The sequence below is a fragment of the Comamonas thiooxydans genome (assembly GCF_000964545.1).
Classification (GTDB): domain Bacteria; phylum Pseudomonadota; class Gammaproteobacteria; order Burkholderiales; family Burkholderiaceae_C; genus Comamonas; species Comamonas thiooxydans.
In genome coordinates this window covers 112,044-135,171 of record NZ_BBVD01000014.1, presented here as the reverse complement: position 1 = coordinate 135,171, position 23,128 = coordinate 112,044, and the positions used below count along the sequence as shown (strand labels likewise).

At 64.3% G+C, this 23,128-nt stretch carries 13 protein-coding genes and 2 tRNA genes; 13 read left to right on the top strand and 2 right to left on the bottom strand.

The window, feature by feature from the left end; genetic code table 11:
- Positions 1–7: 7 nt before the first annotated feature.
- The 10 genes from rpoC (at position 8) to recD (ending at position 19,596) form a co-directional block, all read left to right on the top strand.
- Positions 8–4,231 (top strand): DNA-directed RNA polymerase subunit beta', encoded by a 4,224-nt coding sequence (rpoC, locus tag Cth01_RS20250; RefSeq protein ID WP_003065685.1) that lies wholly within the window; start codon positions 8–10, stop codon positions 4,229–4,231.
- Positions 4,232–4,438: 207 nt separating this feature from the next.
- Entirely contained in the window at positions 4,439–5,824 is a 1,386-nt protein-coding gene (gene rsmB / locus Cth01_RS20245) for a 16S rRNA (cytosine(967)-C(5))-methyltransferase RsmB (RefSeq protein ID WP_045840205.1), read from the top strand.
- Between the two features lie 43 nt (positions 5,825–5,867).
- Entirely contained in the window at positions 5,868–6,437 is a 570-nt protein-coding gene (locus Cth01_RS20240; RefSeq protein ID WP_045840209.1) for a DUF4390 domain-containing protein, read from the top strand.
- Positions 6,437–8,758, top strand: a complete 2,322-nt coding sequence (locus Cth01_RS20235) for a sensor histidine kinase (RefSeq protein WP_012836793.1) — start codon at positions 6,437–6,439, stop codon at positions 8,756–8,758. Before Cth01_RS20240 ends, Cth01_RS20235 begins: the two co-directional genes overlap by 1 nt.
- A 39-nt stretch (positions 8,759–8,797) precedes the next feature.
- Positions 8,798–9,463 carry a response regulator gene (locus Cth01_RS20230; RefSeq protein WP_034382905.1) on the top strand — a complete coding sequence of 222 codons (666 nt, stop codon included), beginning with the start codon at positions 8,798–8,800 and terminating at the stop codon, positions 9,461–9,463.
- Between the two features lie 84 nt (positions 9,464–9,547).
- A tRNA-Phe gene (locus tag Cth01_RS20225) sits at positions 9,548–9,623 on the top strand.
- A gap of 176 nt (positions 9,624–9,799) precedes the next feature.
- A tRNA-Phe gene (locus Cth01_RS20220) sits at positions 9,800–9,875 on the top strand.
- Positions 9,876–10,115: 240 nt separating this feature from the next.
- The gene (gene recC / locus Cth01_RS20215) at positions 10,116–13,703 is read left to right on the top strand and encodes an exodeoxyribonuclease V subunit gamma (RefSeq protein ID WP_045840204.1); all 3,588 of its coding nucleotides are present in this window, start codon (positions 10,116–10,118) and stop codon (positions 13,701–13,703) included.
- Complete coding sequence (gene recB, locus Cth01_RS20210) at positions 13,700–17,509, top strand: exodeoxyribonuclease V subunit beta (protein ID WP_045840203.1); 3,810 nt, start codon at positions 13,700–13,702, stop codon at positions 17,507–17,509. Before recC ends, recB begins: the two co-directional genes overlap by 4 nt.
- Positions 17,506–19,596 (top strand): exodeoxyribonuclease V subunit alpha, encoded by a 2,091-nt coding sequence (gene recD, locus Cth01_RS20205; protein WP_045840202.1) that lies wholly within the window; start codon positions 17,506–17,508, stop codon positions 19,594–19,596. Before recB ends, recD begins: the two co-directional genes overlap by 4 nt.
- A 220-nt stretch (positions 19,597–19,816) precedes the next feature.
- Here recD and Cth01_RS20200 read toward each other — a convergent pair whose 3' ends face one another.
- Together Cth01_RS20200 and Cth01_RS20195 are read right to left on the bottom strand one after the other, a co-directional pair.
- Positions 19,817–20,230 carry a VOC family protein gene (locus tag Cth01_RS20200; RefSeq protein WP_034352961.1) on the bottom strand — a complete coding sequence of 138 codons (414 nt, stop codon included), beginning with the start codon at positions 20,228–20,230 and terminating at the stop codon, positions 19,817–19,819.
- Positions 20,231–20,274: 44 nt separating this feature from the next.
- The gene (locus tag Cth01_RS20195) at positions 20,275–20,934 is read right to left on the bottom strand and encodes a glutathione S-transferase (protein WP_034393595.1); all 660 of its coding nucleotides are present in this window, start codon (positions 20,932–20,934) and stop codon (positions 20,275–20,277) included.
- 115 nt (positions 20,935–21,049) lie between these two features.
- Here Cth01_RS20195 and Cth01_RS20190 point away from each other — a divergent pair, with 115 nt between their 5' ends.
- The 3 genes from Cth01_RS20190 (at position 21,050) to Cth01_RS20180 (ending at position 23,106) form a co-directional block, all read left to right on the top strand.
- Positions 21,050–21,451: a hypothetical protein gene (locus Cth01_RS20190; RefSeq protein WP_045840201.1), complete on the top strand. Its 402-nt coding sequence runs from the start codon at positions 21,050–21,052 to the stop codon at positions 21,449–21,451.
- Positions 21,452–21,590: 139 nt separating this feature from the next.
- Positions 21,591–22,106 carry a copper chaperone PCu(A)C gene (locus Cth01_RS20185; RefSeq protein ID WP_034352970.1) on the top strand — a complete coding sequence of 172 codons (516 nt, stop codon included), beginning with the start codon at positions 21,591–21,593 and terminating at the stop codon, positions 22,104–22,106.
- Between the two features lie 127 nt (positions 22,107–22,233).
- Positions 22,234–23,106, top strand: coding sequence for a PhaM family polyhydroxyalkanoate granule multifunctional regulatory protein (locus Cth01_RS20180; RefSeq protein WP_045840200.1), 873 nt, complete (start codon positions 22,234–22,236; stop codon positions 23,104–23,106).
- Positions 23,107–23,128 lie beyond the last annotated feature (22 nt).

Here is a 23,128-nt window from a genome sequence, read left to right as displayed (position 1 = left end):
GAGTTACATGAAATCGCTACTCGACCTGTTCAAGCAATTTACGCCTGATGAGCATTTCGATGCCATCAAGATCGGCCTGGCCTCGCCCGAGAAGATCCGTTCCTGGTCTTTCGGTGAAGTGAAGAAGCCTGAAACGATCAACTACCGTACTTTCAAGCCCGAGCGTGATGGTCTGTTCTGCGCCAAGATCTTTGGCCCGATCAAGGACTACGAATGCCTGTGCGGCAAGTACAAGCGCCTCAAGCACCGCGGTGTGATCTGCGAGAAGTGCGGCGTTGAAGTCACACAGACCAAGGTGCGTCGCGAACGCATGGGTCACATCGACCTGGCCGCGCCCTGCGCCCATATCTGGTTCCTGAAGTCCCTGCCTTCGCGCCTGGGCCTGGTGCTGGATATGACGCTGCGCGACATCGAGCGCGTGCTGTACTTCGAAGCCTATGTGGTGACCGACCCCGGCATGACTCCGCTGAAGAAGTTCAGCATCATGACCGAGGACGACTACGACGCCAAGCAACTCGAGTACGGCTACGATGAGTTCACCGCCAAGATGGGCGCTGAAGGCATCAAGGACCTGCTCGAAGGCATCGACATCGACGTCGAGATCGAGCGCCTGCGCAACGATCTGACCGGCTCCGAAGTCAAGGTCAAGAAGAACGCCAAGCGCCTGAAGCTGCTGGAAGCGTTCAAGAAGTCCGGCATCAAGCCCGAGTGGATGGTGATGGAAGTGCTGCCCGTGCTGCCTCCCGATCTGCGTCCTCTGGTGCCTCTGGACGGTGGCCGTTTCGCCACTTCCGACCTGAACGACCTGTACCGCCGCGTCATCAACCGCAACTCGCGTCTGCGTCGTCTGCTCGAGCTCAAGGCTCCTGAAATCATCGCGCGCAACGAAAAGCGCATGTTGCAGGAAGCGGTGGACTCGCTGCTGGACAACGGCCGTCGCGGCAAGGCCATGACGGGCGCCAACAAGCGTGCCCTGAAGTCTCTGGCCGACATGATCAAGGGCAAGAGCGGTCGTTTCCGTCAGAACTTGCTGGGCAAGCGCGTGGACTACTCCGGTCGTTCCGTGATTACCGTGGGTCCTTACCTCAAGCTGCACCAGTGCGGTCTGCCCAAACTGATGGCGCTGGAGCTGTTCAAGCCCTTCATCTTCGCGCAGCTCGAGCAGCGCGGCATTGCCACGACCATCAAGGCTGCCAAGAAGGAAGTGGAAGCCGGTACGCCCGTGGTGTGGGACATCCTTGAAGAAGTCATCAAGGAACACCCCATCATGCTCAACCGTGCGCCTACGCTGCACCGTCTGGGTATCCAGGCTTTCGAGCCCATCCTGATCGAAGGCAAGGCCCTGCAACTGCACCCGCTGGTCTGCGCGGCCTTCAACGCCGACTTCGACGGTGACCAGATGGCTGTTCACGTGCCCCTGTCTGTGGAAGCGCAGATGGAAGCCCGCGTGCTGATGCTGGCCTCGAACAACGTGCTGTTCCCCGCTTCGGGCGAACCCTCCATCGTTCCTTCCCAGGACGTGGTGCTGGGTCTGTATCACGCCACGCGTGAAAAGATCAACGGCAAGGGCGAAGGCATGGTGTTTGCCGACCTGATGGAGCTGCAACGCGCTCTGGATGCCGGCGAGACCGAGCTGCACGCCAAGATCAGCGTGCGCCTGACCGAGTGGAATAAGAACAAGGAAACCGGCGAATTCGAGCCCGTGACCTCGCTCGTGGAAACCACCGTGGGCCGTGCCCTGCTGTCTGAAATCCTGCCCAAGGGCCTGGCTTTCAGCAACATGAACAAGGCGCTGAAGAAGAAGGAAATCTCCAAGCTGATCAACGCCTCCTTCCGCAAGTGCGGTCTGAAGGCCACGGTCGTGTTTGCCGACAAGCTGCTGCAAAACGGTTTCCGTCTGTCCACGCACGCCGGTATCTCGATCTCCATCGACGACATGCTGGTGCCTCCGCAAAAGGCCGACATCCTGGCCCGCGCAGAGTCCGAAGTGAAGGAAATCGAGCAGCAGTACGTCTCGGGTCTGGTGACCTCCGGCGAGCGCTACAACAAGGTGGTGGACATCTGGGGCAAGGCCGGCGACGACGTGTCCAAGGTGATGATGGACCAGCTCAAGGTCCAGAAAACCACCGACCGTCACGGCAACGAAGTCGATCAGGAATCGTTCAACGCGATTTACATGATGGCCGACTCCGGCGCCCGCGGCTCCGCAGCGCAGATTCGTCAGCTGGCCGGTATGCGTGGTCTGATGGCCAAGCCTGACGGCTCCATCATTGAGACGCCTATTACCGCGAACTTCCGCGAAGGCCTCAACGTGCTGCAGTACTTCATCTCGACCCACGGTGCCCGTAAGGGTCTGGCCGACACGGCGCTGAAGACGGCTAACTCCGGTTACCTGACTCGTCGTCTGGTGGACGTGACGCAGGATCTGGTCGTGAACGAACAGGATTGCGGTACCTCCAACGGCTATCTGATGCGCGCCATCGTCGAAGGCGGTGAAGTGATCGAATCCCTGCGCGACCGCGTGCTGGGCCGTTCGACCGCCGAAGAAGTGCTGCACCCCGAAACCCGTGCCGTGCTGGTGCCTGCCGGTACCCTGCTCAACGAAGACACCATCGAAGAGCTGGAAGCCCAGGGAGTGGACGAAATCAAGGTGCGCACGGCTCTGACCTGCGAAACCCGTTTCGGCCTGTGCGCCACCTGCTACGGTCGCGACCTGGGTCGTGGCGGCCTGATCAACCTCGGCGAAGCCGTGGGTGTGATTGCTGCCCAGTCCATCGGTGAACCCGGCACGCAGCTGACCATGCGTACCTTCCACATCGGTGGTGCCGCTTCGCGTGCCGCCATCGCCTCGAGCGTGGAAGCCAAGTCCAATGGTGTCATCGGCTTCAACAGCACGATGCGCTATGTGTCCAACACCAAGGGCGAGCTGGTGGTGATTTCGCGTTCCGGCGAGATCGTGATCAGCGAAAACGGCCGCGAGCGCGAGCGTCACAAGGTGCCATACGGCGCCGTGCTGACCATCAAGCCCGATGAAGCCATCAAGGCCGGCAAGATCCTGGCGAACTGGGACCCGCTGACCCGACCCATCATTACCGAATACGCCGGTCAAGTGCGTTTCGAGAATGTGGAAGAAGGTCTGACGGTGGCCAAGCAGGTCGACGAAGTGACCGGTCTGTCCACTCTGGTGGTGATCGACCCCAAGCGTCGTGGCTCTGCCAAGGTGGTGCGTCCCCAGGTCAAGCTGATCGACGCCAACAACCAGGAAGTCAAGATCCCTGGTACCGACCACGCCGTGACGATCGGCTTCCAGGTCGGCGCCCTGATCCAGGTGCGCGACGGCCAGGACGTGGGCCCCGGCGAAGTGCTGGCCCGTATCCCTGTGGAAGGTCAGAAGACCCGCGACATTACCGGTGGTCTGCCCCGTGTGGCCGAACTGTTCGAAGCCCGTACGCCCAAGGACAAGGGCACTCTGGCCGAGATGACCGGTACCGTGTCCTTCGGCAAGGAAACCAAGGGCAAGATCCGCCTGCAGATCACCGATCTGGAAGGCAAGGTCTGGGAAGAACTGGTGCCCAAGGAGCGCAACATTCTGGTCCACGAAGGCCAGGTGGTGAACAAGGGCGAGTCCATCGTTGACGGTCCTGCCGATCCTCAAGACATCCTGCGTCTGCTGGGTATCGAAGAGCTGTCGCGCTACATCGTGGACGAGGTGCAGGACGTTTACCGTCTGCAGGGTGTGAAGATCAACGACAAGCACATCGAAGTGATCGTGCGTCAGATGCTGCGTCGCGTGATCATCGAGAACTCCGGCGATACCACCTACATCCAGGGTGAACAGGTCGAGCGTTCCGAGGTGCTCAACACCAACGAACAGATGCAGAAGGAAGGCAAGCTGCCTGCCACGTACTCCAACGTGCTGCTGGGTATCACCAAGGCTTCGCTGTCGACCGACTCGTTCATCTCTGCGGCTTCCTTCCAGGAAACCACCCGTGTTCTGACCGAAGCTGCCATCATGGGCAAGCGCGACGAACTGCGTGGCCTGAAGGAAAACGTGATCGTGGGTCGTCTGATCCCCGCCGGTACCGGTCTGGCCTATCACCAGGCTCGCAAGGCCAAGGACGAAATGGACGATGCCGAGCGTCGTGCCATCGCCGAAGCCGAAGAAGCCGAGCTGGCCGGTGTGCTGGCTGATGACGTCGAAGCACCTGCTGGCGACGCCTCTGCCGACTAAGCATGGCATTGGGCCGCGGCCGGCAACGGCTGCGGTTCGCTGCTGATGCACCGCGCTCCCGCTCTGCCTTGTGCAGACGGGAGCGTTTTTCATTGATCAAGACACGACTTGCGCAAGCTCGGACCAGACATGGTGTTTTCTCGATAGAAATGCCCGCTGTGCATCCTGGTCTGCGTCAGTTCTACAAGATTTTCAGGTCTGCTCTTCATGACTTCCAAGCCTTCCCAACCCAAGAACGCCGCTGCCGGTGCTGCCGTGCCCAACGCTCCTGCCCTGTGGCAACAGCTGGATGCAGTGGCCAAGGCCTTGCACGGCATCCTGGGTGGTCAGTCCAGCAAGGCTGTGCTGGCACAGGTGCCGCAGCGCTTGCGTCCGGGAGTGCAGGCCTTGCTGTTCCAGGTGCTGCGCAATCTGGGGCGTGCCCAGGCGCTGCAAAAGCAGCTGGCGCCGCGCCCACCGGCACCCAAGGTCAGTGCCTTGCTGAGCACGGCGCTGGCTCTGGCCTGGGATGAGACCCAAGCCCCATATCCGCCCTTCACCCTGGTCAACCAGGCCGTGGAAGCCGCCAAGAACGGCGCGGCACGCGCGCAGTCCGGCTTCATCAACGCCTGCCTGCGCCGCTTTCTGCGCGAGCGCGATGCCCTGGTGAGCGCGACCGACAACGATCCCGTGGCCGTCTGGAATCACCCTGCATGGTGGATTGCCCGGCTCAAAAAAGACCATCCCCAGGACTGGCAGACCATTTTGGCGGCCAATAACGCCCAGCCGCCCATGACGCTGCGGGTCAATGCACAGAAAAGCACTCCAGCCCAGTATCAGAATGCGCTGCAGGCGATGAACCTGAAGTCGACAGCTGTCGCCGAGTGCGGCCTGCAACTCGAGCAGGCCGTGCCTGTGCAGGAGCTGCCGCAGTTTGAAGAAGGTTGGGCCTCGGTGCAGGACGGCGCGGCACAGGCCGCTGCACCGCTGCTGCTGGCTGGCTTGCCCCAGCCCCAGGGCCGCCCGCTGCGCGTGCTGGATGCCTGTGCTGCGCCCGGCGGCAAGACTGCCCATCTGCTTGAGCGCGCTGTGCCCGGCGGCATCGAAGTCACGGCCCTGGAGATCGACCCCGAGCGGGCTCGCCGCATCGGTGAAACCCTGTCGCGCCTGGGCCTGAAGGCCAAGGTGCTGGTGGCCGATGCGTCCGCGCCCCAGGCGTGGTTCGAATCGCAATGTGGCGGTCAGCTCTTCGATGCGATCTTGCTCGATGCGCCTTGCACGGCATCTGGCATTGTGCGTCGCCAGCCCGATGTGCGCTGGCTGCGCCGTGAGAGCGATGTGGCCCAGCTGGCAGACATCCAGTCCAGGCTGCTCGATACCCTGTGGCCACTGCTGCAGCCAGGCGGCCGCATGGTCTATTGCACCTGCTCGGTCTTCAAGGCAGAGGGCGATGTCCAGATGCAAGCGTTTCTTGCACGCAACACTACGGCGGCCAGCTTGCCTGCTCCGGGCCATTTAATTCCCGGCAAAGCTGCCAAACACGATTCCGTGGCAGACAATCCCCTGGGTGACCACGACGGCTTTTTTTACGCTCTGCTGGAAAAATTGCGCTAACGCTGTAGCGGGGGCCTTGCGGCGTGCGGCCCGTGCAGCTTCGCTGGTGCTGGCGCTGTCCCTGGTTTTCGTGCTGGCCCGGGCCGATACCGTGCCGCCGGATATCAGCTCCATGCAGGTCACGCGTACCGACGAGGGGGTGTTTCTCTCGGCCAATCTGCAGTTCGAGCTGCCCGGTCAGGTTGAAGATGCCCTGCGCCAGGGCATTCCCATGTATTTCATTGCCGAGGCTCAGGTGCAGCGCGAGCGCTGGTACTGGTCCGATCAGCAATTGGGCATCGCCACCCGCTATTACCGCATTACGCACCAGCCGCTGACCAGGCGCTGGCGTTTGCATATCTCCAATTCCGCCTTCACCGGCGGCAGCGGCACTGGACTGGCGCTGGGCCAGTCCTACGAGCAGCTGGAGGATGCCATCGCAGCCATTCAACGCATTTACCGCTGGAAGATTCTGGACTCCGGCCAGCTCGGCTCCACTTCCGGCGTCTCGGTGCAACTGCGCTTTCGCGTAGATCTGTCGTCCCTGCCCAGACCTTTGCAGATTGGGGCACTGGGGCGCTCGGGCTGGAATCTGCAACTGTCGCGCACGCAGACGCTGGAGGCCGCTCCCTGATGGCTGACATCAAGCTCCCGGACGGCGAAGCCGGCGGCTCCTCTGCCGCGCGCTGGTCGCGCGCCACGCGCTGGGCCGTTGGCACGGGCGTGGCGCTGATGGTGGTGGTGGGGGTGCTGCTGCTGTTCCTGCTGACTTTGGCCACGAATAACCGGCTGGCCTACGAGCGCAACTACAACTGGCTGTTTGCCGCCAATGTCGTTGTGGCCGGATTGCTGCTGCTGGTGCTGTTCTGGGGCGGCTTGCGCCTGGCTCTGCGGCTCAGGCGCGGGCGTTTTGGCAGCAAGCTGTTGCTCAAGCTGGCTGGCATCTTCACCCTGGTGGGCTTGCTGCCGGGCTTGTTGATCTATGTGGTGTCCTACCAGTTCGTCTCACGCTCCATCGAGAGCTGGTTTGACGTCAAGGTCGAGGGGGCCTTGTCTGCGGGCGTGAGCCTGGCCAGTGCCACGCTGGATACCGTGGCCAATGACATGGCCAACAACACGCGTACGGCAGGCCTTCAGCTGTCTCAGACTTCGGATGCAGGGGCGGCACTGATGCTGGAGCGCATCCGAGATCAGATCGGTGCCTCCGATGTGGTGCTCTGGAATGCATCAGGAAAGGCCATTGCCAGTGCCGGTCAGTCTCAGTTCAGCCTAGCACCTGAGCGGCCCAACACCCAGCTGCTGCGCAGCTTGAGGGAGCAGGGCGGTCAGCGTGCCGTGGCCAGCATCGAAGGCCTGGATGATGCCGGTGACGTGCCTGCCGATCAGGCCGCGGCCAACGCCAAGGTGCGCACACTGGCGCTGGTGCCCAGCTCGGCGGTGAATCTGTTGGAGGAGGCGCGTTATCTGCAGGCCACGATTCCCTTGCCGCAAGCCCTGGTCAGCAATGCCCTGGCCGTGCAGGAGGCCAATCGCGAGTATCAGGAGCGAGCACTTGCTCGTGGTGGATTGCAGCGCATGTATATCGGCACTCTGACGCTGGCGCTCTTTCTGGCCGTGTTTGGGGCCGTGGTGCTGGCCGTGGTGCTGGGCAACCAACTGGCCAAGCCCTTGTTGTTGCTGGCCCAGGGCATGCGCGATGTGGCGCGTGGCGATCTGCGCCCCAAGCCTGCGTTGCAGAGCAAGGACGAGATTGGCGGGCTGACGCGCTCCTTTGCCGTCATGACCCAGCAACTGGCCGACGCACGCTCCGACGCCAACCGCAATCTGCTGCAGCTCGATGCGGCGCGCAGCAATCTGCAGACCATTCTGGACAACCTTACTTCGGGCGTCATCGTGCTCGATCGCTCCGGGCGCATCGTCCTCAGCAACCCTGGTGCAACACGCATTCTGCGTGCGCCCATGGCGGTGTTCCAGGGCAAGCGCCTGCGCGATGTCTCTGGTTTGCAGGATTTTGCGCGCGTGGTGCAGGAGCAGTTCGAGATCTTTCTCGGCGATGCTTCGGCCGAGCAGGGGCGGGACCGCTGGCAGCAGGTCTATGAGCTGGACGCGGGCAACGGCAACGGCGATGTGGTGCACAACACCACCAGCCTGGTCATGCGCGGCGCGGAGCTGCCCGACGACCAGCGTCTGCTGGTGTTTGACGACATCTCGGAGATCGTCTCTGCCCAGCGCGCACAGGCCTGGGGCGAGGTGGCGCGCCGCGTGGCGCATGAGATCAAGAATCCGCTGACGCCGATTCAGCTGTCTGCCGAGCGTCTGGCGATGAAGCTGACCGACAAGCTGCAGCCTGCGGAGCAGGCGCTGCTGGCCAAATCCGTGAAGACCATCGTCGATCAGGTGGGGGCCATGAAGCGTCTGGTCGATGAGTTTCGCGAGTACGCACGTCTGCCGGCTGCCAATCTGCAAGCGCTGGATTTGAATGCACTGGTCGCGGAGGTGCTGCAGCTCTATGGCGAAGAGAATGCGGCGGTGCGAGTGGAGGCATCGCTCGACGAAGCCTGTCCGCTGATTCAGGGCGATAGCCAGCAATTGCGTCAGGTCATCCACAATCTTTTGCAAAATGCGCAAGATTCCACCGCGCAAAGAGCGCAGGAAACAGGGCAGACTCCAGGATCCGTCACCATCGAAACCCGCTGGATGGACACGGCCCAGCGTGTGCGCCTGAGCATCAGCGACAGTGGCACAGGTTTTGCTCCCAATATTCTTCAAAGAGCCTTCGAGCCCTATGTGACCACCAAGTCTCGCGGCACAGGCCTGGGCTTGGCCGTGGTCAAAAAAATCGCCGATGAACATGGCGCAAGAGTGGACCTGGGTAATCGAGAGGAAGACGGGGTAGTGCAAGGCGCGCGAGTGTCGCTATCATTTGTACCTAACGACCGTGCGGGGGCGGCTTGATCCCGCTTCGCACAAGGCATAGCAACAGGCTTTAGACACATGGCAAACATACTAGTGGTCGACGACGAACTGGGGATCCGGGATTTGTTGTCGGAAATCCTCAACGACGAAGGTCATAGTGTGGACGTGGCGGAGAACGCCACGCAGGCACGCGTATCCAGGGCAACCCACAACTACGATCTGGTGCTGCTGGACATCTGGATGCCGGACACCGACGGCGTCACCCTGCTCAAGGAATGGGCCACGGCCGGTCAGCTCACCATGCCCGTCATCATGATGAGCGGTCATGCGACCATCGAAACGGCCGTCGAGGCAACGCGCATCGGTGCACTGTCATTCCTCGAAAAGCCCATCACCATGCAGAAGCTGCTCAAGGCGGTGGAGCAGGGGCTGGCGCGCAGCACGGCCAGCCAGGGCCCGGAAACTGCAGCGCATGCCAGCAACGGCACGGCGCCATCGGCCGTGGTCAGCATCACGGCCCAGGCGGCGGAAGACAATCTGCCCAACTCGCACCAAGGATTCGATCTCGACCGCCCTTTGCGCGAGGCGCGCGACGGCTTTGAAAAAGCCTATTTCGAATTCCACCTGGCACGCGAAGGCGGCTCCATGACGCGCGTGGCCGAGAAGACCGGCCTTGAGCGTACCCACCTGTATCGCAAGCTGCGTCAACTGGGCGTGGACCTCGGGCGCAATCGCCGCGGATAATTTCCAAAAAAATCGCAGTTTTCGATTTAGGGTCGAAAAGTGTGCCTATAATCGTGGCTTCGGTGCTCAAGGGTGCTGATAAATGGCCCGGTAGCTCAGTCGGTAGAGCAGAGGATTGAAAATCCTTGTGTCGGCGGTTCGATTCCGTCCCAGGCCACCAGATTCAAAGCCCTGGATCAGCAATGATTCAGGGCTTTTCTGCATACGGACCTGCTCTTTTCGGCTGCATTGCAGACCGGCGAATGCATTCGGGCTGGAATGCCCAGGCGGGGCAGGAAGCGGAAAAAATATGCCTATAATTGCAGCTTCAGCAAATTCAAGTTGCTGAACAGCAAAGGCCCGGTAGCTCAGTCGGTAGAGCAGAGGATTGAAAATCCTTGTGTCGGCGGTTCGATTCCGTCCCAGGCCACCAAACATGAAGCCCCAGATCAGCAATGATCCGGGGCTTTTCTCATTGCAGCCTCGGAATGTCCGCAATGGGCTTTGGGTAATAAAAAGTAGAGCGGATTGCGCTTGTCTTTGCTTGATTTCAAAGCATTTCAGCTCCAGTTCGCTTTGTTGGTATGCGCAACCAGCTTTCCATTTGATAGCGCCTGCATGCTGCCGTTAAGCTTGCAGCTTTCATCGTGCACAGACAGGCACAGGAGCGCGTGTGACAGCAGAGCAGCAATCAAGGGCGTCGCAATCGGCAGCGAACTGGCAGCCGGGCCTGATCGCCATTCACGGCAACCAGACCGAGGCGCTGGCCGATACCGTGCTGGCCTGGCTGGCGGCGCATCCCTTGCAGGCGCTGGAGCCCGAGATCGTGCTGGTGCAAAGCAACGGCATGGCCGAGTGGTTCAAGATGCGCATGGCCGAGCAGCAGGGCGTGTGCGCCGCTGCACAGGTCGAATTGCCGGCGCGCTTTGTCTGGCGCAGCTACCGGCAGATTCTGGGCAGGCATGAGGTGCCGCGTGAATCGCCGCTGGACAAGACGCCCATGATCTGGCGCCTGATGCGTCTGCTGCCGCAATGCCTGGGCGAGCCTGCGTTCGCACCGATTGCCAACTTTCTGCGCCCTGGCGAGCCGCAGCGTCTGCTGCAGCTGGCCGAAAAGCTGGCCGACCTGTTCGACCAGTACCAGATCTACCGCGCCGACTGGCTGGCCGCCTGGGAGAAGGGCGAGGATGTGCTGCGTACAGCGGGCCGCCCCGATGCGCCCGTTCCCGAAGGGCAGCTCTGGCAGCCCCAGTTGTGGCGCAAGGTGCTGGCTGAACTTGATGAGCAGGAGCGTGCCGCCACCCGCCCGGCCCTGCTGGCGCGGATTCTGGACGCGCTGCAAAGCGGCCAGCCGCCCGTCACGCCGCTGGCGCGTCGCGTGGTGGTGTTCGGCATGAGCCAGATGCCGCTGTCGCTGATGCAGTTTTTGAGCGGCATTGCCCAGCACAGCCAGGTGCTGATTGCCGTGCCCAACCCCTGCCGCTTTCACTGGGCCGATGCCATCGACGGGCGCGAGCTGCTGCGCCAGCAGCGCCGCCGTCATGCCGACAAGGGCGGCAAGGACCTGGCGCAGATTCCGCTGGCGGCCATGCACGCCCATGCCCATCCGCTGCTGGCGGCATGGGGGCGGCAGAGCCGCGACTATGTGCGCCAGCTCGATGCCTTCGACACCACGGGGGACACGGCCGTGCAATGGGGCTGGCCGCGTGTGGATGTGTATGACGAGGCCGACGCGAGCGAGCTGATCGATGCACCGCTGCTGACCCAGGTGCAGCAGCGTATTCGCGATCTGGTGCCCATGTCGGAGCACCCTGTGGTCGAGATCGCAGCGGCCGACCAGTCCATCGTCTTTCACAAGGCCCATGGCCTGGTGCGCGAGCTCGAAGTGCTGCACGATCAGCTGCTGCAATGGCTGGCCGAGCCTGCCGCGGCAGGCCACGCAGCGCTGGCGCCGCGCGAGGTGGTGGTCATGCTGCCGTCGATCGAAGAGGCTGCACCCGCCATCCGCGCCGTGTTCGGCCAGTACGGCCGCCACGATGCGCGCCATATTCCGTTTGATATCGCCGACGTGGGCGCGCGTGCCAGCAGTCCGCTGGTGACGGCGCTGCAATGGCTGCTCAAGCTGCCGCAGCAGCGCTGCCGTCTGAGCGAGTTGTGCGATCTGCTCGATGTCCCCGCCGTGGCGGCGCGCGTGGGTCTGGCGGCCGACGATCTGCCCCAGCTCACGCACTGGATGGCCGGTGCGGGCATTCGCTGGGGGCTCAACCATGCGCAGCGCGCACAGTTGGGCCTGGCGGCCTGCGGTGATCCCAACAGCGCCTGGTTCGGCCTGCGCCGCATGCTGCTGGGCTATGCCAGCGGGCCGGCGCTGGAGGCCGCCTTCGACGAGGCACAGGTGTTTGCCGGCATGGAGCCCTATGACGAAGTGGGCGGCCTGACGGCTGAGCTGGCCGGATCGCTGGCCAGCTTGCTGGGGCGCATGCTGCAATGGTGGCAAACCGCCGGCGAGGCGGCTGCCCCCCAGGCCTGGGCGCAGCGCTTTCGTGCACTGCTCGATGATTTCTTTGTCGCGCAGGGCGATGAAGACCAGGCCTTGTGCGCCGCACTCGACACGGCCCTGGTCGGCTGGCAGGCTGCCTGCGAGCAAGCGGGTTTTGAGGCCCTGATTCCGCTGGAAGTGGCACAGGAGGCCTGGCTGCAGGCCCTGTCCGAGCCCGCGCTCAACCAGCGCTTTCGCGCCGGCGGCGTGACTTTTTGCACGCTGATGCCGATGCGCGCCATTCCCTTCGACGTGGTGTGTCTGCTGGGCATGAACGATGGCGACTACCCGCGCCGTGCCACGCGCGTGGACTTCGATCTGATGGCCTTGCCCGGGCAGCAGCGTCCCGGCGACCGCGCGCGCCGCGACGATGACCGCCAGCTGATGCTGGATGCCTTGCTGTCGGCCCGCAGCAAGCTCTATATCAGCTGGGCCGGTCGCCATGTGCGCGACAACAGCGAGCAGCCCCCCTCGGTGCTGGTCTCGCAGTTGCGCGACTATCTGAGCCAGGGCTGGCAGGGCGAAGGCAGCGCAGGACTTTGCGCCAGGGAGCGAGGGGGTCTGCTGCTGGCCCAGCGTACCCGGCAGCATCCTTTGCAGCCCTTCAGCCGCCGCTATTTTGAGCAGGCTTCGGGGCTGTCGACTTTCGCGCGCGAATGGTATGGCGCGCATGAAGAGCGGGACGCGCAGGTGCTGCCTGTTGTGGCTGCCTTCGAGCCCGATCCCGAAGTGCCGCTGACGCTGGCGCGCCTGACGGAATTTCTGCGCCATCCCGCACGCAGCTTTCTGCGCAACCGCCTGCAGGTGCGCTTTGAGCAGGACGAGGAGCTGCTGGAGGACGACGAGCTTTTCAGCGTCAATGGCCTGACCGCCTACGGCCTGATTCAGCAACTGCAGCAAGGCGTGCGCACGCAGCTGGCGCTTGATGCCGCGTTGGACGTGGGCCTGCAGGTGCAACGTCAGGTGCAGCGCCTGGGGCGTGCCGGCGTGTTGCCGCTGGCAGGGCTTGGCAGGCGCGAGGCCGAGGCCTTGCAGGCCCAGGCCACGCCGTCGTTGCTGGCCTGGCAGCAGCAGATGCGGCTATGGCCCCATGCGGCGCCGCGCGAGCGTTTGCTGCTGCACTCCGATGCGGTCACGCTGGATGACTGGATGGATGGCTTGCAGGAGCGTGAAGAGCCGTCTTCGGATGCGGGCCACAGCCGTTGCTGGTTCGCGCTGGAGCCGCGCACGCTGCTGAACAAGAAAGGCGAGCTTCAGGCCCACAAGCTGCTGCCCATTTATGTGCGCAGTCTGGCGCTTTCAAGCAGGGGCAGCGACACGCTGATGGGCGTGATCGCACGCGACACCCTGGTCTGGGTGCAGCCGCTGGAGCCGGAGGCGGCCACGCAGCGCCTGCAAGCCTTGATGCAGCTGTGGCTGGCGGGCCAGAACGAGCCCTTGCCGCTGCCTCTCAGAAGCGCCATCGCAGCCGGTCGTGACGATCCGAGCGCCGCCGCGCAGGCCTACGAGGGCGGCTACATGCTGGGCGGCGAATGCGAAGACCCCAGCTGGGCGCGCTGCTACCCCGACTGGGAGGCGCTGACGGCCGATCTGCGCTTCCACGTCCTGGCCAAGCAGGTCTATGGCCCGCTGCATGACTGGCTGGCCGCGCAGGTGCAGACCGAGGATCTGCCCTTGATGCAGTGCGCAGACCAGAACGAACAACCAGGAGAGCCGGCATGAGCGCGCCCGCCAACCCGATGAAGCCCGGCAGCCAGGCGCTGCAGCCCCTGCAATTCCCGCTCTGGGGCTCGCGCCTGATCGAAGCCAGCGCGGGCACAGGCAAGACCTGGACCATTGCCGCACTCTATCTGCGGCTGGTATTGGGCCATGGCGCAGAGAACGGCTTTGCCCGAGCATTGATGCCGCCCGATATTCTGGTCATGACCTTCACACGGGCCGCCACGCGCGAGCTGTCGGACCGCATCCGTGCCCGCTTGATCGAGGCCGTGCAATGCTTTCGCGGCGAGGCCGAACCGGCGGCGCACGACAGCTTCTTGCGCGACCTGCGCGATGCCTATGCCGAAGGCGAGCAGCGCGACACAGCGGCCTGGCGGCTGGATATGGCTGCGCAGTGCATGGACGATGCCGCCATCCACACCATAGATGCCTGGTGCCAGCGCATGCTGCGCGAGCATGCTTTCGACAGCGGCAATCTGTTTGATGAAACGCTGGAGGCCGATGAAAGCCAGCGTCAGACCGAGGCTGCACAGGATTACTGGCGCCAGCAGTGCTATCCGCTGTCGGGCGAGGTGCTGGAGGCGGCGCTGCAGGTCTGGCCCGATGTGCAGGCCCTGGTCAAGGATATGCAGTCGTTGCTGCGTGAAAACATAGCCGCCACGGCGGGCGCCGGAACCTTGGGTGAATGCATTGCGCAGACCCAGGCTGAGCGTGCGCAGCAACTGCGAATGCTCAGTGATGGCTGGGAGCAAAAAGCACAGCAATTGGAAGACTGGCTGGACGGCCAGTTGGCCACCAACAAAAGTGCTTGGAATGGTTTGAAGCTCAAGCCTGCCAACTACAAGAACTGGCTGAAAGCTTTGCGGGAGTGGGCTGCCGCGCCGCACGATGGGCTGGCGGCGGCGATGAAGACGGGGGCCACCCGTTTGGTTCCTGCCGGGCTGGATGAAGCGCGCAAGGGTGATGCGCCGGTGGAGCTGCCTCCCGCATCTGCCGAGCTGGAGCAGCTGCTGCAAGCCCTGGCGCAGCTGCCTTCCCTCCATGTAGCGCTGCGCCTTCATGCGGCAGTCCACGTGCAGCAGCGCCTGCTGTGGCTCAAGCGCCAGGCCGGCACTTTCGGTTTTGCCGATATGTTGCAGCGCCTGGATGCGGCTCTGGCTGGCGATAACGGCCCCGCGCTGCAAGCCGGCATCCTGGCCCAGTATCCGGTGGCGCTGATTGACGAGTTTCAGGATACCTCGCCGCTGCAATACCGGCTGTTCGACCAGATCTATCGCACGGCAGACAACAGCGCGGACAGTGCACTGCTGCTGATCGGCGACCCCAAGCAGTCCATCTACGGCTTTCGTGGTGCGGACATCTACAGCTATCTGCAGGCCAGGCAGGCGACCGAGGGCCGCCACTATGTGCTGGACACCAACTTCCGCTCCACCGAGGCGCTGGTCGATGCGGTCAACCAATGGTTTGTGCAGGCTGAAGTGCGCGACGGCGAGGGTGCGTTCATGTTCCGCGCCGGGCAGAGCAATCCGCTGCCGTTCGAGAGCGTCAAGGCCAATGGCCGCAAGGAGCTGCTGATGCAGGGCAGCCAGCGCATGGCCGCGCTGACCATTGCCTGGGATGGCAGCAGCGATGAGCCGCTGAGCAATGACGACATCCGCCGCCGTGGGGCGGAGTTCTGCGCCAGCCAGATCGTGCAGTGGCTGATGGACGGTGCCACGGGCTTTGCCGAAGCCGGCCAGCCGCTGCAGCGCCTGCGCCCGGCCGATGTCGCGGTGCTGGTGCGCACGGGCAAGGAGGCCACTGCCGTGCGCCGTGCGCTGGCGCGGCGCAATGTGGCGTCGGTCTACCTGTCCGATCAGGACTCGGTCTTCGCCAGCGGCGAGGCACAGGATCTGCTGCTGTGGCTGCGTGCCGTGGCCGCCCCTCTGGACGGACTGGCCGTGCGTGCCGGTCTGGCCACGCCCATGATGGGGCTGTCGTTTGACGAGCTCGCATGGCTGGCCAGCGATGACGAGGCCTTCGATGCGCGCAGCGAGCTGCTCAAGGAGCTGCACAGTCTCTGGCTGCGCCTGGGCGTGCTGGCCATGCTGCGCCAGACGCTGTACCGCTTTGAATTGCCGGCGCGCTGGCTGAAGGACATGGGCGGCGAGCGCCGTCTGACCAACTATCTGCACCTGGCCGAGCTGCTGCAGGGCGCCAGCGCCCAGCTGGAGGGCGAACAGGCGCTGATCCGCTGGCTGGCCACCCAGATCGAGAGCCCGGGCGCGGCCGGCGATGCTCAGATCGTGCGGCTGGAATCGGATGCCGATCTGGTCAAGGTCGTCACCGTGCACAAGAGCAAGGGGCTGGAGTACCCGCTGGTCTGCCTGCCGTTTGGCGGCAGCTTCCGGCCTGTGGACGGCAAGGCAGCCTATCTTTCGCTGCCCGTGCAGATCGATGGCGCACCCGCGCGCGAGCTGGTGCTGGACTATGACGATGCACAGCTGGCGCAGGCCGACAAGGAACGTCTGCGCGAGGATCTGCGCCTTCTCTATGTGGCGCTGACCCGCCCGCGCCATGCACTGTGGATGGGGCTGGCCCCCATGAAACGCGGCAACAGCAAAAACTGTGCGAACGAACAGGGTGCGGCAGGCTATCTGCTGGCCGGAGATGTTTCGCAGGCCGCAGCCAGCTGGCGCGCCAGCATCCAGGCTTTGAGCGAGCGTTGCACGCAGATCGCCGTCGTGGATCTGCCGGCCGAACTGCCCGTGCCCACGCGCTATGTTGCCGCGCAGGCCTTGCCCGCCCTGGCCGCCGCGCCCGTGTATGAGGCGCAGTTCGACCGCCGCTGGGGCATTGGCAGCTTTTCGTCGCTGACCCGCGCCATGGCCGCACCCAGCCTGCCGGTCCTGCCGGTGGCCGCACAAAGTCCCGCCGAGGACGAGCGTGCGCTGCAGGCCCTGGAGGCGGGTGAAGCTGCGCTGGACCTGGGCGTCATCAACGAGGTCATGACCGCCCTGCCCAACTTGACCGGATTCGCCGCCGGTGCGCGCAGCGATGCTGCGGTGTGGCACCGCTTCATGCGCGGCCCGGTGGTGGGCAATTTCTTGCACGACCAGCTGGAATGGCTGGCCGCTGAGGACTTTGCGCTGCAGCCCGAGGATGATCCCGACAGCAGTGAACCCCTGGCGGCCCGCCTGCTGCGCCGCTGCGAGCGCGCGGGCCGCAAGGAGCAGGCCGCCGATGTGCTGCAGTGGCTGCGCGCAGTGGTGCACCAGCCGTTGGCGCCGCTCGGCGTCTCGCTGGCGCAGCTGGGCGAAGGTGATGCGCTATTGCCCGAGATGGAGTTCTGGCTGCCGGCGCGGCGCCTGTCGGCACCGCGTATCGACGCGCTGTGCCGCCGGCACATCCTTACCGGCCAGCCGCGCCCGGTGCTGCCCGAGCGCGAGCTGCACGGCATGCTGATGGGCTTTGCCGATCTGGTGTTTCACCATGGCGGACGTTACTGGGTGCTGGACTACAAGACCAACCACCTGGGCCAGGACGGCGCGGCCTACGCCCCTCAGGCGCTGGAGCAGGCCATGCTCGAGCACCGCTATGACGTGCAGGCTGCGCTGTATCTGCTGGCTCTGCACCGCCTGCTGCAAAGTCGGCTGGGCGCGGCTTACGACCCCCGCGAACAACTGGGCGGCGCGCTCTACTTCTTCCTGCGCGGTCTTGATGGCGAGGCCGCCGGCATGCATGTGCTGAAGCCGCCGCTGGCGCTGCTGGACGGGCTTGAGGCGCTGCTTGGCGACTGCGAGAAAGAATCGAAGGAGGTGCAGCCATGAAGGGCCGCCGCAAAGCCGATCTGCAGACGCTGGACCTGTTTGCAGCTCCCGCGGATGGCGACACGATTGCACTAGGCACGACGGACTGGCTGGCCGCGCTGGAGCGACTGGCCGATGCGGGTCTGCTGCGCCGCCTGGACAGCGCCCTGGCGGCCTTTGTCGCCGCGCAGGACGCCGAGGCCGGGCCTGCGCTGCTGGTAGCCACCGCCGTGCTGGCGCAGATGGAGGGGCGCGGTCACAGCTGCCTGCCCTTGAAGGCGCTGGCTGGCGATCCCAATCAGATTCTTGCCTGGCCCAAGGAGGCCGAGCGTCTGCAGCAATCGCTATGGGAGCAATTGCCCGGCCGGCTGGCTGACTGGCTGCAGGCCCTGCGTCGCAGCCACGTGGTGCGTGTCGTGCAGCCGGGAACGGTAGCGGCAGACCGAGGTCAGCCGCTGGTGCTGCTGGACGGCGCTGCGCCCTTGCTGTATCTGCGCCGCTACTGGGACTATGAGCGCAGCGTGGCCGCACACATCACCCAGCGCACGGTGGCCGATGCGGTGGCGCTTGACGAGCCCAGGGTGCGCGACTGGCTGGGGCGGCTTTTCAGCTCGTCCGCCGTTGCCGCAAATGCGGTGGACTGGCAAAAGCTGGCTTGCGCGCTGGCGCTGCGGGGGCGCATGTCCGTCATCACCGGCGGGCCGGGTACGGGCAAGACCTATACCGCTGCCCGCCTGCTGGCGCTGTTGTTTGCCACGGCGCCGGATGCCGCCCAGCTGCGCGTCGCGCTGGCTGCGCCAACCGGCAAGGCGGCGGCGCGGCTCAAGCAGTCCATCGACAGCTCGCTGCTGGAGCTGAAGGAAGCCGTGGGCCGCGAGCTGGATCTGGAAGCGCTGGTCAAGCGCATGGGGGCGGCACGCACCCTGCATTCGCTGCTGGGGGCCAGGCCCGACACGCGGCGCTTTGCCCACCATGCGGGCAATCCGCTGGATGTGGATGTGCTCATTGTCGATGAGGCCTCCATGATCCACCTCGAGATGATGGCCGTGCTGCTGCAGGCCCTGCCGCCCACGGCGCGCCTGATTCTGCTGGGCGACAAGGATCAGCTCGCCTCGGTGGAGGCCGGTGCCGTGCTGGGCGATCTGTGCCGCGATGCGCAGCGGGGCAATTACGCGCCGGACACCGCGGCCTATGTCGAGCGCGTGACGGGCCAGTCTCTGCTTGCGCAGTACCTGGCGCCGGCCAGGGCCTTGCCGCTGGCCCAGCACACTGTCATGCTGCGCGAGAGCCGCCGCTTTGGCGGCCCTATCGGTCAGCTGGCACAGGCCGTGAATGCCGGCGATGCACCGGCTGCCATGGCGCTGCTGCGCACGCAAACCCAGGCTGGTCAGCATGCCGAACTCTGGGCACGTGAAGGCGGTGAGGTCGATGCCGTGGTGCGCAGCGCCGTGCAAGGCCGTGGCGGCATGGCCAGCTATGCCGCTTATGCCGAGGTGCTGGAAAGACATGGGCAGGGCAAGGGGCGCGGCTTTGCTACCGAGGCCGAGCACCGGCAATGGGTGAGGGAGGTGCTGGCCGCCTTCGACCGCTACCGCCTGCTATGCGCCGTGCGCGATGGCAGCTGGGGAGTGGCGGGCCTGAACCGCGCGGTGGAGCAGGCCTTGCAGGCCATGGGCGTCATTCGCAAGGAGGGCGAGTGGTATATGGGCCGTCCGGTGATGGTCACACGCAACGATACACAGCTGGGCGTGTTCAATGGGGACATCGGCATGGTCCTGCCCAGCTTTGCCGACCCGGCGCGGCTGCGCGTGTACTTCATGCAGGGCGAGCATCTGCACCATGTCAGCACGGCGCGCCTGGCCCATGTGGAGACTGCATTCGCCATGACGGTGCACAAGAGCCAGGGTTCGGAGTTCGAGCACACGGCTTTGGTGCTGGCCGCGCAGGGCGGCAACGTGCTCAGCCGCGAGCTGGTCTATACCGGCATCACGCGAGCACGCAAGGCGTTCTCGCTGTGGGCGGAAGCACCCGGCCTGCTGGTGTCGGCGATGGGCAGTCCCACGCAGCGCAGCAGCGGTTTGCTGGGGTTTATGGAGAGTGCTCAGTAGCTTATGGGCGAGGTTCTGTTTTGATGGCTGCTGCCGCAATCCAGGTAAGCGCTGGAGTGCTGATTCCGCTCAATCTATACAGGCTCCCCATCTGGCCTTGCTCGAAGTGATGGGTCTGTGGCACTGGCGCAGTCCAAGCGCGAGACGGCCAGCAAGTGCCGCCCCGCAGCCAAGGTCGTCGTCCCCCTTTGGGGAAAGACGCGAAGCGGCTCAGGGGAGATCAGTGCTCGTAAACCGCTTCCCAGTTGGCAAATCCCTTGACCTCGATGGGATTGCCGCAGGGGTCGGTGAAGAACATGGTCCACTGCTCACCGGGCTCGCCCTCAAAGCGCACCTGAGGCTCCAGAATGAAGGCCGTGCCAGCGGCTTTGAGGCGTTCGGCCAGGGCCAGCCAGTCGGGCTTGAGCAGGATCACGCCCAGGTGGGGCATGGGCACCATGTGGTTGCCGACCTTGCCGGTGTTGCTCACGGCAAAGGGCTGGCCCAGGTGCAGGGAGATCTGGTGGCCGAAGAAGTCGAAATCGACCCAGGTATCGGTGCTGCGGCCCTCGCGGCAGCCGAGGACGCCGCCGTAGAAACGGCGGGCCTGGTCGAGATCGGTGACGTGGTAGGCAAGATGAAAAGCGCTTTGCATGATGGGGCCGAGCGTAGCATCACCGGGCCCGTACCCGGCACGCTTCAGCGCGCAGCCTTGGCCTGCATGCGTGCCATCAGCTCCTCGGTGTTGCTCTTGCGGTCGGCGTTGACCTTCTGCACCGTGGGGCGTTCGCTCATGCGGGCCAGATAGTCGCGCACCGGCAGTTCGGCCAGCAAATCGCTGCCACCCACGATCTTGCAGGCGCTGCTGACCAGCGGCAGATGCACGATGGCGCTGCAGTCGGCCAGCGTGAAGCTGTCGCCCGCGATGAACGGGGTATCGAAGCGGGCCAGCTTGGCAAAGGCTGCGATGTTCTTTTTCAACTGCTCCAGCGTCTTGTCACGTGTGCCGTCACTGATCTTGCCGCCGAAGAAGGCCTGGGGATAGAGGTTGCGCGCCACCAGCTCCAGGTGCAGATTCAGATAGACGCAAAGCTCACGCACCTTGGCGGCAGCAAAGGGGTCTGCGGGCAGCAGCGGCACCTTGCTGGACAGTGCTTCCACATATTCGATGATGGCGTCGGACTCGCTGATGGCGCCATGCTGGGTGCGCAGATAAGGGACCTTGCCCAGCGGCGATTCCTCGGGGTTGGTGCTGCCCAGCCAGGCCAGCTCCTCGGCGAAGGGAATCTGCTTTTCCATCAAGGCCAGCTTGACCTTGTTGTAGTAGTTGCTGGCCGAAAATCCGCACAAAGTCAGCATGCTTGTCTCCTGATCGGTGGTTGTGAATAGGTATACGTGGCCAGTTATCGTAGAGGCAAGTGGCGCAAGCCCTGCGTCGCCAACCGGATAGCGGGCCGGCTTCTACAATCGCTCCATGCATTGGCGCGCGCACCCTCCTCGGCACAAACCGGCAGCCCTTCTGGCTCGCTGGGTGCTGGGTGCGTGGTTCTGCGTGCTGCTGGTCAGCATGCTCACGCCCTGGGCGCGCGCCACGCCGCCTGCCGGCTGGGAGGCGGTGTGCACGGCCAGCGGCAGCACACACTGGGTGCCCAGCCCCGCCAGCGACGATGCCGCCACCCCGCATGGACTGGATTGCGCGCTGTGCCTGCCGCTGCTGGCGCCGCCGCCAGCGCGGCAGCCAGATCCGGGCAGTCACCGCGCCGTTGTCGATGCCCGGCCTTGGGCCGAGGTCGCTCACAGAGCTTTTGTCTCCACCCTTCCGCCCGTACGTGCGCCGCCCTTTGAAACCCTGAAAAACATAGCTGAAGGCGCTTGATGGTCAAGCGTCTCAGATCGATTTGAGATTGACACGACATACGCAAATTAGGCCCAAGCAAGGTCTTGGTTTCAAGGAGAGCATCTTGATGCCCCCTTGTTTGCGTAAGTCCAGACTGAATTTGAATGGAGATGGTTTCATGAATACGCGTCGTTTTACCGTGATGGCCCTGGGTTCGCTGGTCGCTTCGCTGCTGGTTTCGGGGGCCGCCTGGGCCCATGCCGATGCGGCCCATGTCAAGGTCGAGAACGCCTGGGCCCGCGCCAGCGTGGCGGGTCAGCAGGCTTCGGGGGCTTTTATGCGCCTGACGGCCCAGGAGCCGCTCAAGCTCGTCGGTGTGGAAACCACGGCCGCCGCCGTGGCCGAGGTGCACGAGATGAAGATGGAGGGCGACGTGATGCGCATGCGCGCCATCGAGGCCCTGGATCTGCCCCAGGGCGTGGCCGTGGATCTCAAGCCCGGCGGCTATCACCTGATGCTGCAGCAGCTCAAGGCCCCGCTGGTCAAGGACAGCCAGGTGCCTGTGACCCTGGTGTTCAAGGATGCCAAGGGCGCAGTGTCGCGCCTGAGCCTGCAGCTGCCGGTGCGCGTGGCTGCCCCTGCGGCGGCTGGTGCCGGGCACCAGCACATGGGTCATGGTGGTCATCAGCATTGATGACTTGAGCCAGGCGCGCGACCTGCTCCCTTGTTTGCAGCAAACATCGCAAGTGCAGTAAGCTAGTTCCGTGTCCGGTCCCGTCCGGATGCGGATTCTGGTATCCATCCCTGCAGTGGAGAGCACTATGAGCGGCGACGCATCGGCATTTGGTTTCGGCGAGTTCATTCCCGGCTTTGATTTTCTGCAGGGGCTGGCGCAAAGCGCTGGCGCTGCAGCCAATCCCATGGGCCGCGTGCCGCAATGGGTGGCTCCCACCGTAAGCGTGGAAGAGGTTGACAAGCGCATTGCCGAGCTGAAAGCCGTGCAGTTCTGGCTGGAACAAAACAGCCGCGCCCTGACTGCCACCATCCAGGCGCTGGAAGTGCAGCGCATGACGCTGTCCACGCTCAAGGACATGAATGTCAGCATGAGTGAGCTGGCCAAGTCCTTTCCTTTCCCCGGTGCAGCGCCGGCAGAGCCCGCTGCGACCGGCAATACCGGCTGGCCCATGGGGGCCGCCACGGCCGCGCCAGCCGCCGAGCCTGCGGCAGAGCCGGAGCCTGAAGCAGAGCCCGCAGCGGCCGAGGCCGACAGCCGGACCCAGGCGGGCGCCTCTTCTCAGGCCGCCCTGAGCCAGGCCATGCAATGGTGGGGAGCGCTGACCCAGCAGTTCCAGCAGATCGCGGCCAAGGCCATGGCCGAGCCCGTGCCGCCCGAGACGCTGGCGGCCGCCCAGCGCGCCACCGAGATGGCCAGCGGTTTTGCCAAGTCCACCATGGAAAAGGTGATGGCGCAGGCTGGCGGCTTTGGCACTGCAGCTGCGGCGAAAACTGCGGAAAAGAATGCGGCAAAGAGCGCCGCGACAGCTGAACCCAAGCCTGCACACAAGGCTGCGGCCAAGACCGGTCAACCCAAAACGGCAGCGAGCAAGACCACAGCCGTTAAAAAAACTGCTGCCAAGCAGCCTGCCGCCAAAAAGACTACAGCCAAAACCTCTGCTACCTCGCGCAAGCCCTGAGCAATCCCTTCCCGCTAAGGTG

Excerpts from the sequence above, each read along its gene's own strand:
- rpoC (WP_003065685.1), top strand. The coding sequence starts at position 8 with ATGAAATCGCTACTCGACCTGTTCAAGCAATTTACGCCTGATGAGCAT.
- rsmB (WP_045840205.1), top strand. The coding sequence starts at position 4,439 with ATGACTTCCAAGCCTTCCCAACCCAAGAACGCCGCTGCCGGTGCTGCC.
- Cth01_RS20235 (WP_012836793.1), top strand. The coding sequence starts at position 6,437 with ATGGCTGACATCAAGCTCCCGGACGGCGAAGCCGGCGGCTCCTCTGCC.
- Cth01_RS20230 (WP_034382905.1), top strand. The coding sequence starts at position 8,798 with ATGGCAAACATACTAGTGGTCGACGACGAACTGGGGATCCGGGATTTG.
- recB (WP_045840203.1), top strand. The coding sequence starts at position 13,700 with ATGAGCGCGCCCGCCAACCCGATGAAGCCCGGCAGCCAGGCGCTGCAG.
- recD (WP_045840202.1), top strand. The coding sequence starts at position 17,506 with ATGAAGGGCCGCCGCAAAGCCGATCTGCAGACGCTGGACCTGTTTGCA.
- Cth01_RS20200 (WP_034352961.1), bottom strand. The coding sequence starts at position 20,230 with ATGCAAAGCGCTTTTCATCTTGCCTACCACGTCACCGATCTCGACCAG.
- Cth01_RS20195 (WP_034393595.1), bottom strand. The coding sequence starts at position 20,934 with ATGCTGACTTTGTGCGGATTTTCGGCCAGCAACTACTACAACAAGGTC.
- Cth01_RS20190 (WP_045840201.1), top strand. The coding sequence starts at position 21,050 with ATGCATTGGCGCGCGCACCCTCCTCGGCACAAACCGGCAGCCCTTCTG.
- Cth01_RS20185 (WP_034352970.1), top strand. The coding sequence starts at position 21,591 with ATGAATACGCGTCGTTTTACCGTGATGGCCCTGGGTTCGCTGGTCGCT.
- Cth01_RS20180 (WP_045840200.1), top strand. The coding sequence starts at position 22,234 with ATGAGCGGCGACGCATCGGCATTTGGTTTCGGCGAGTTCATTCCCGGC.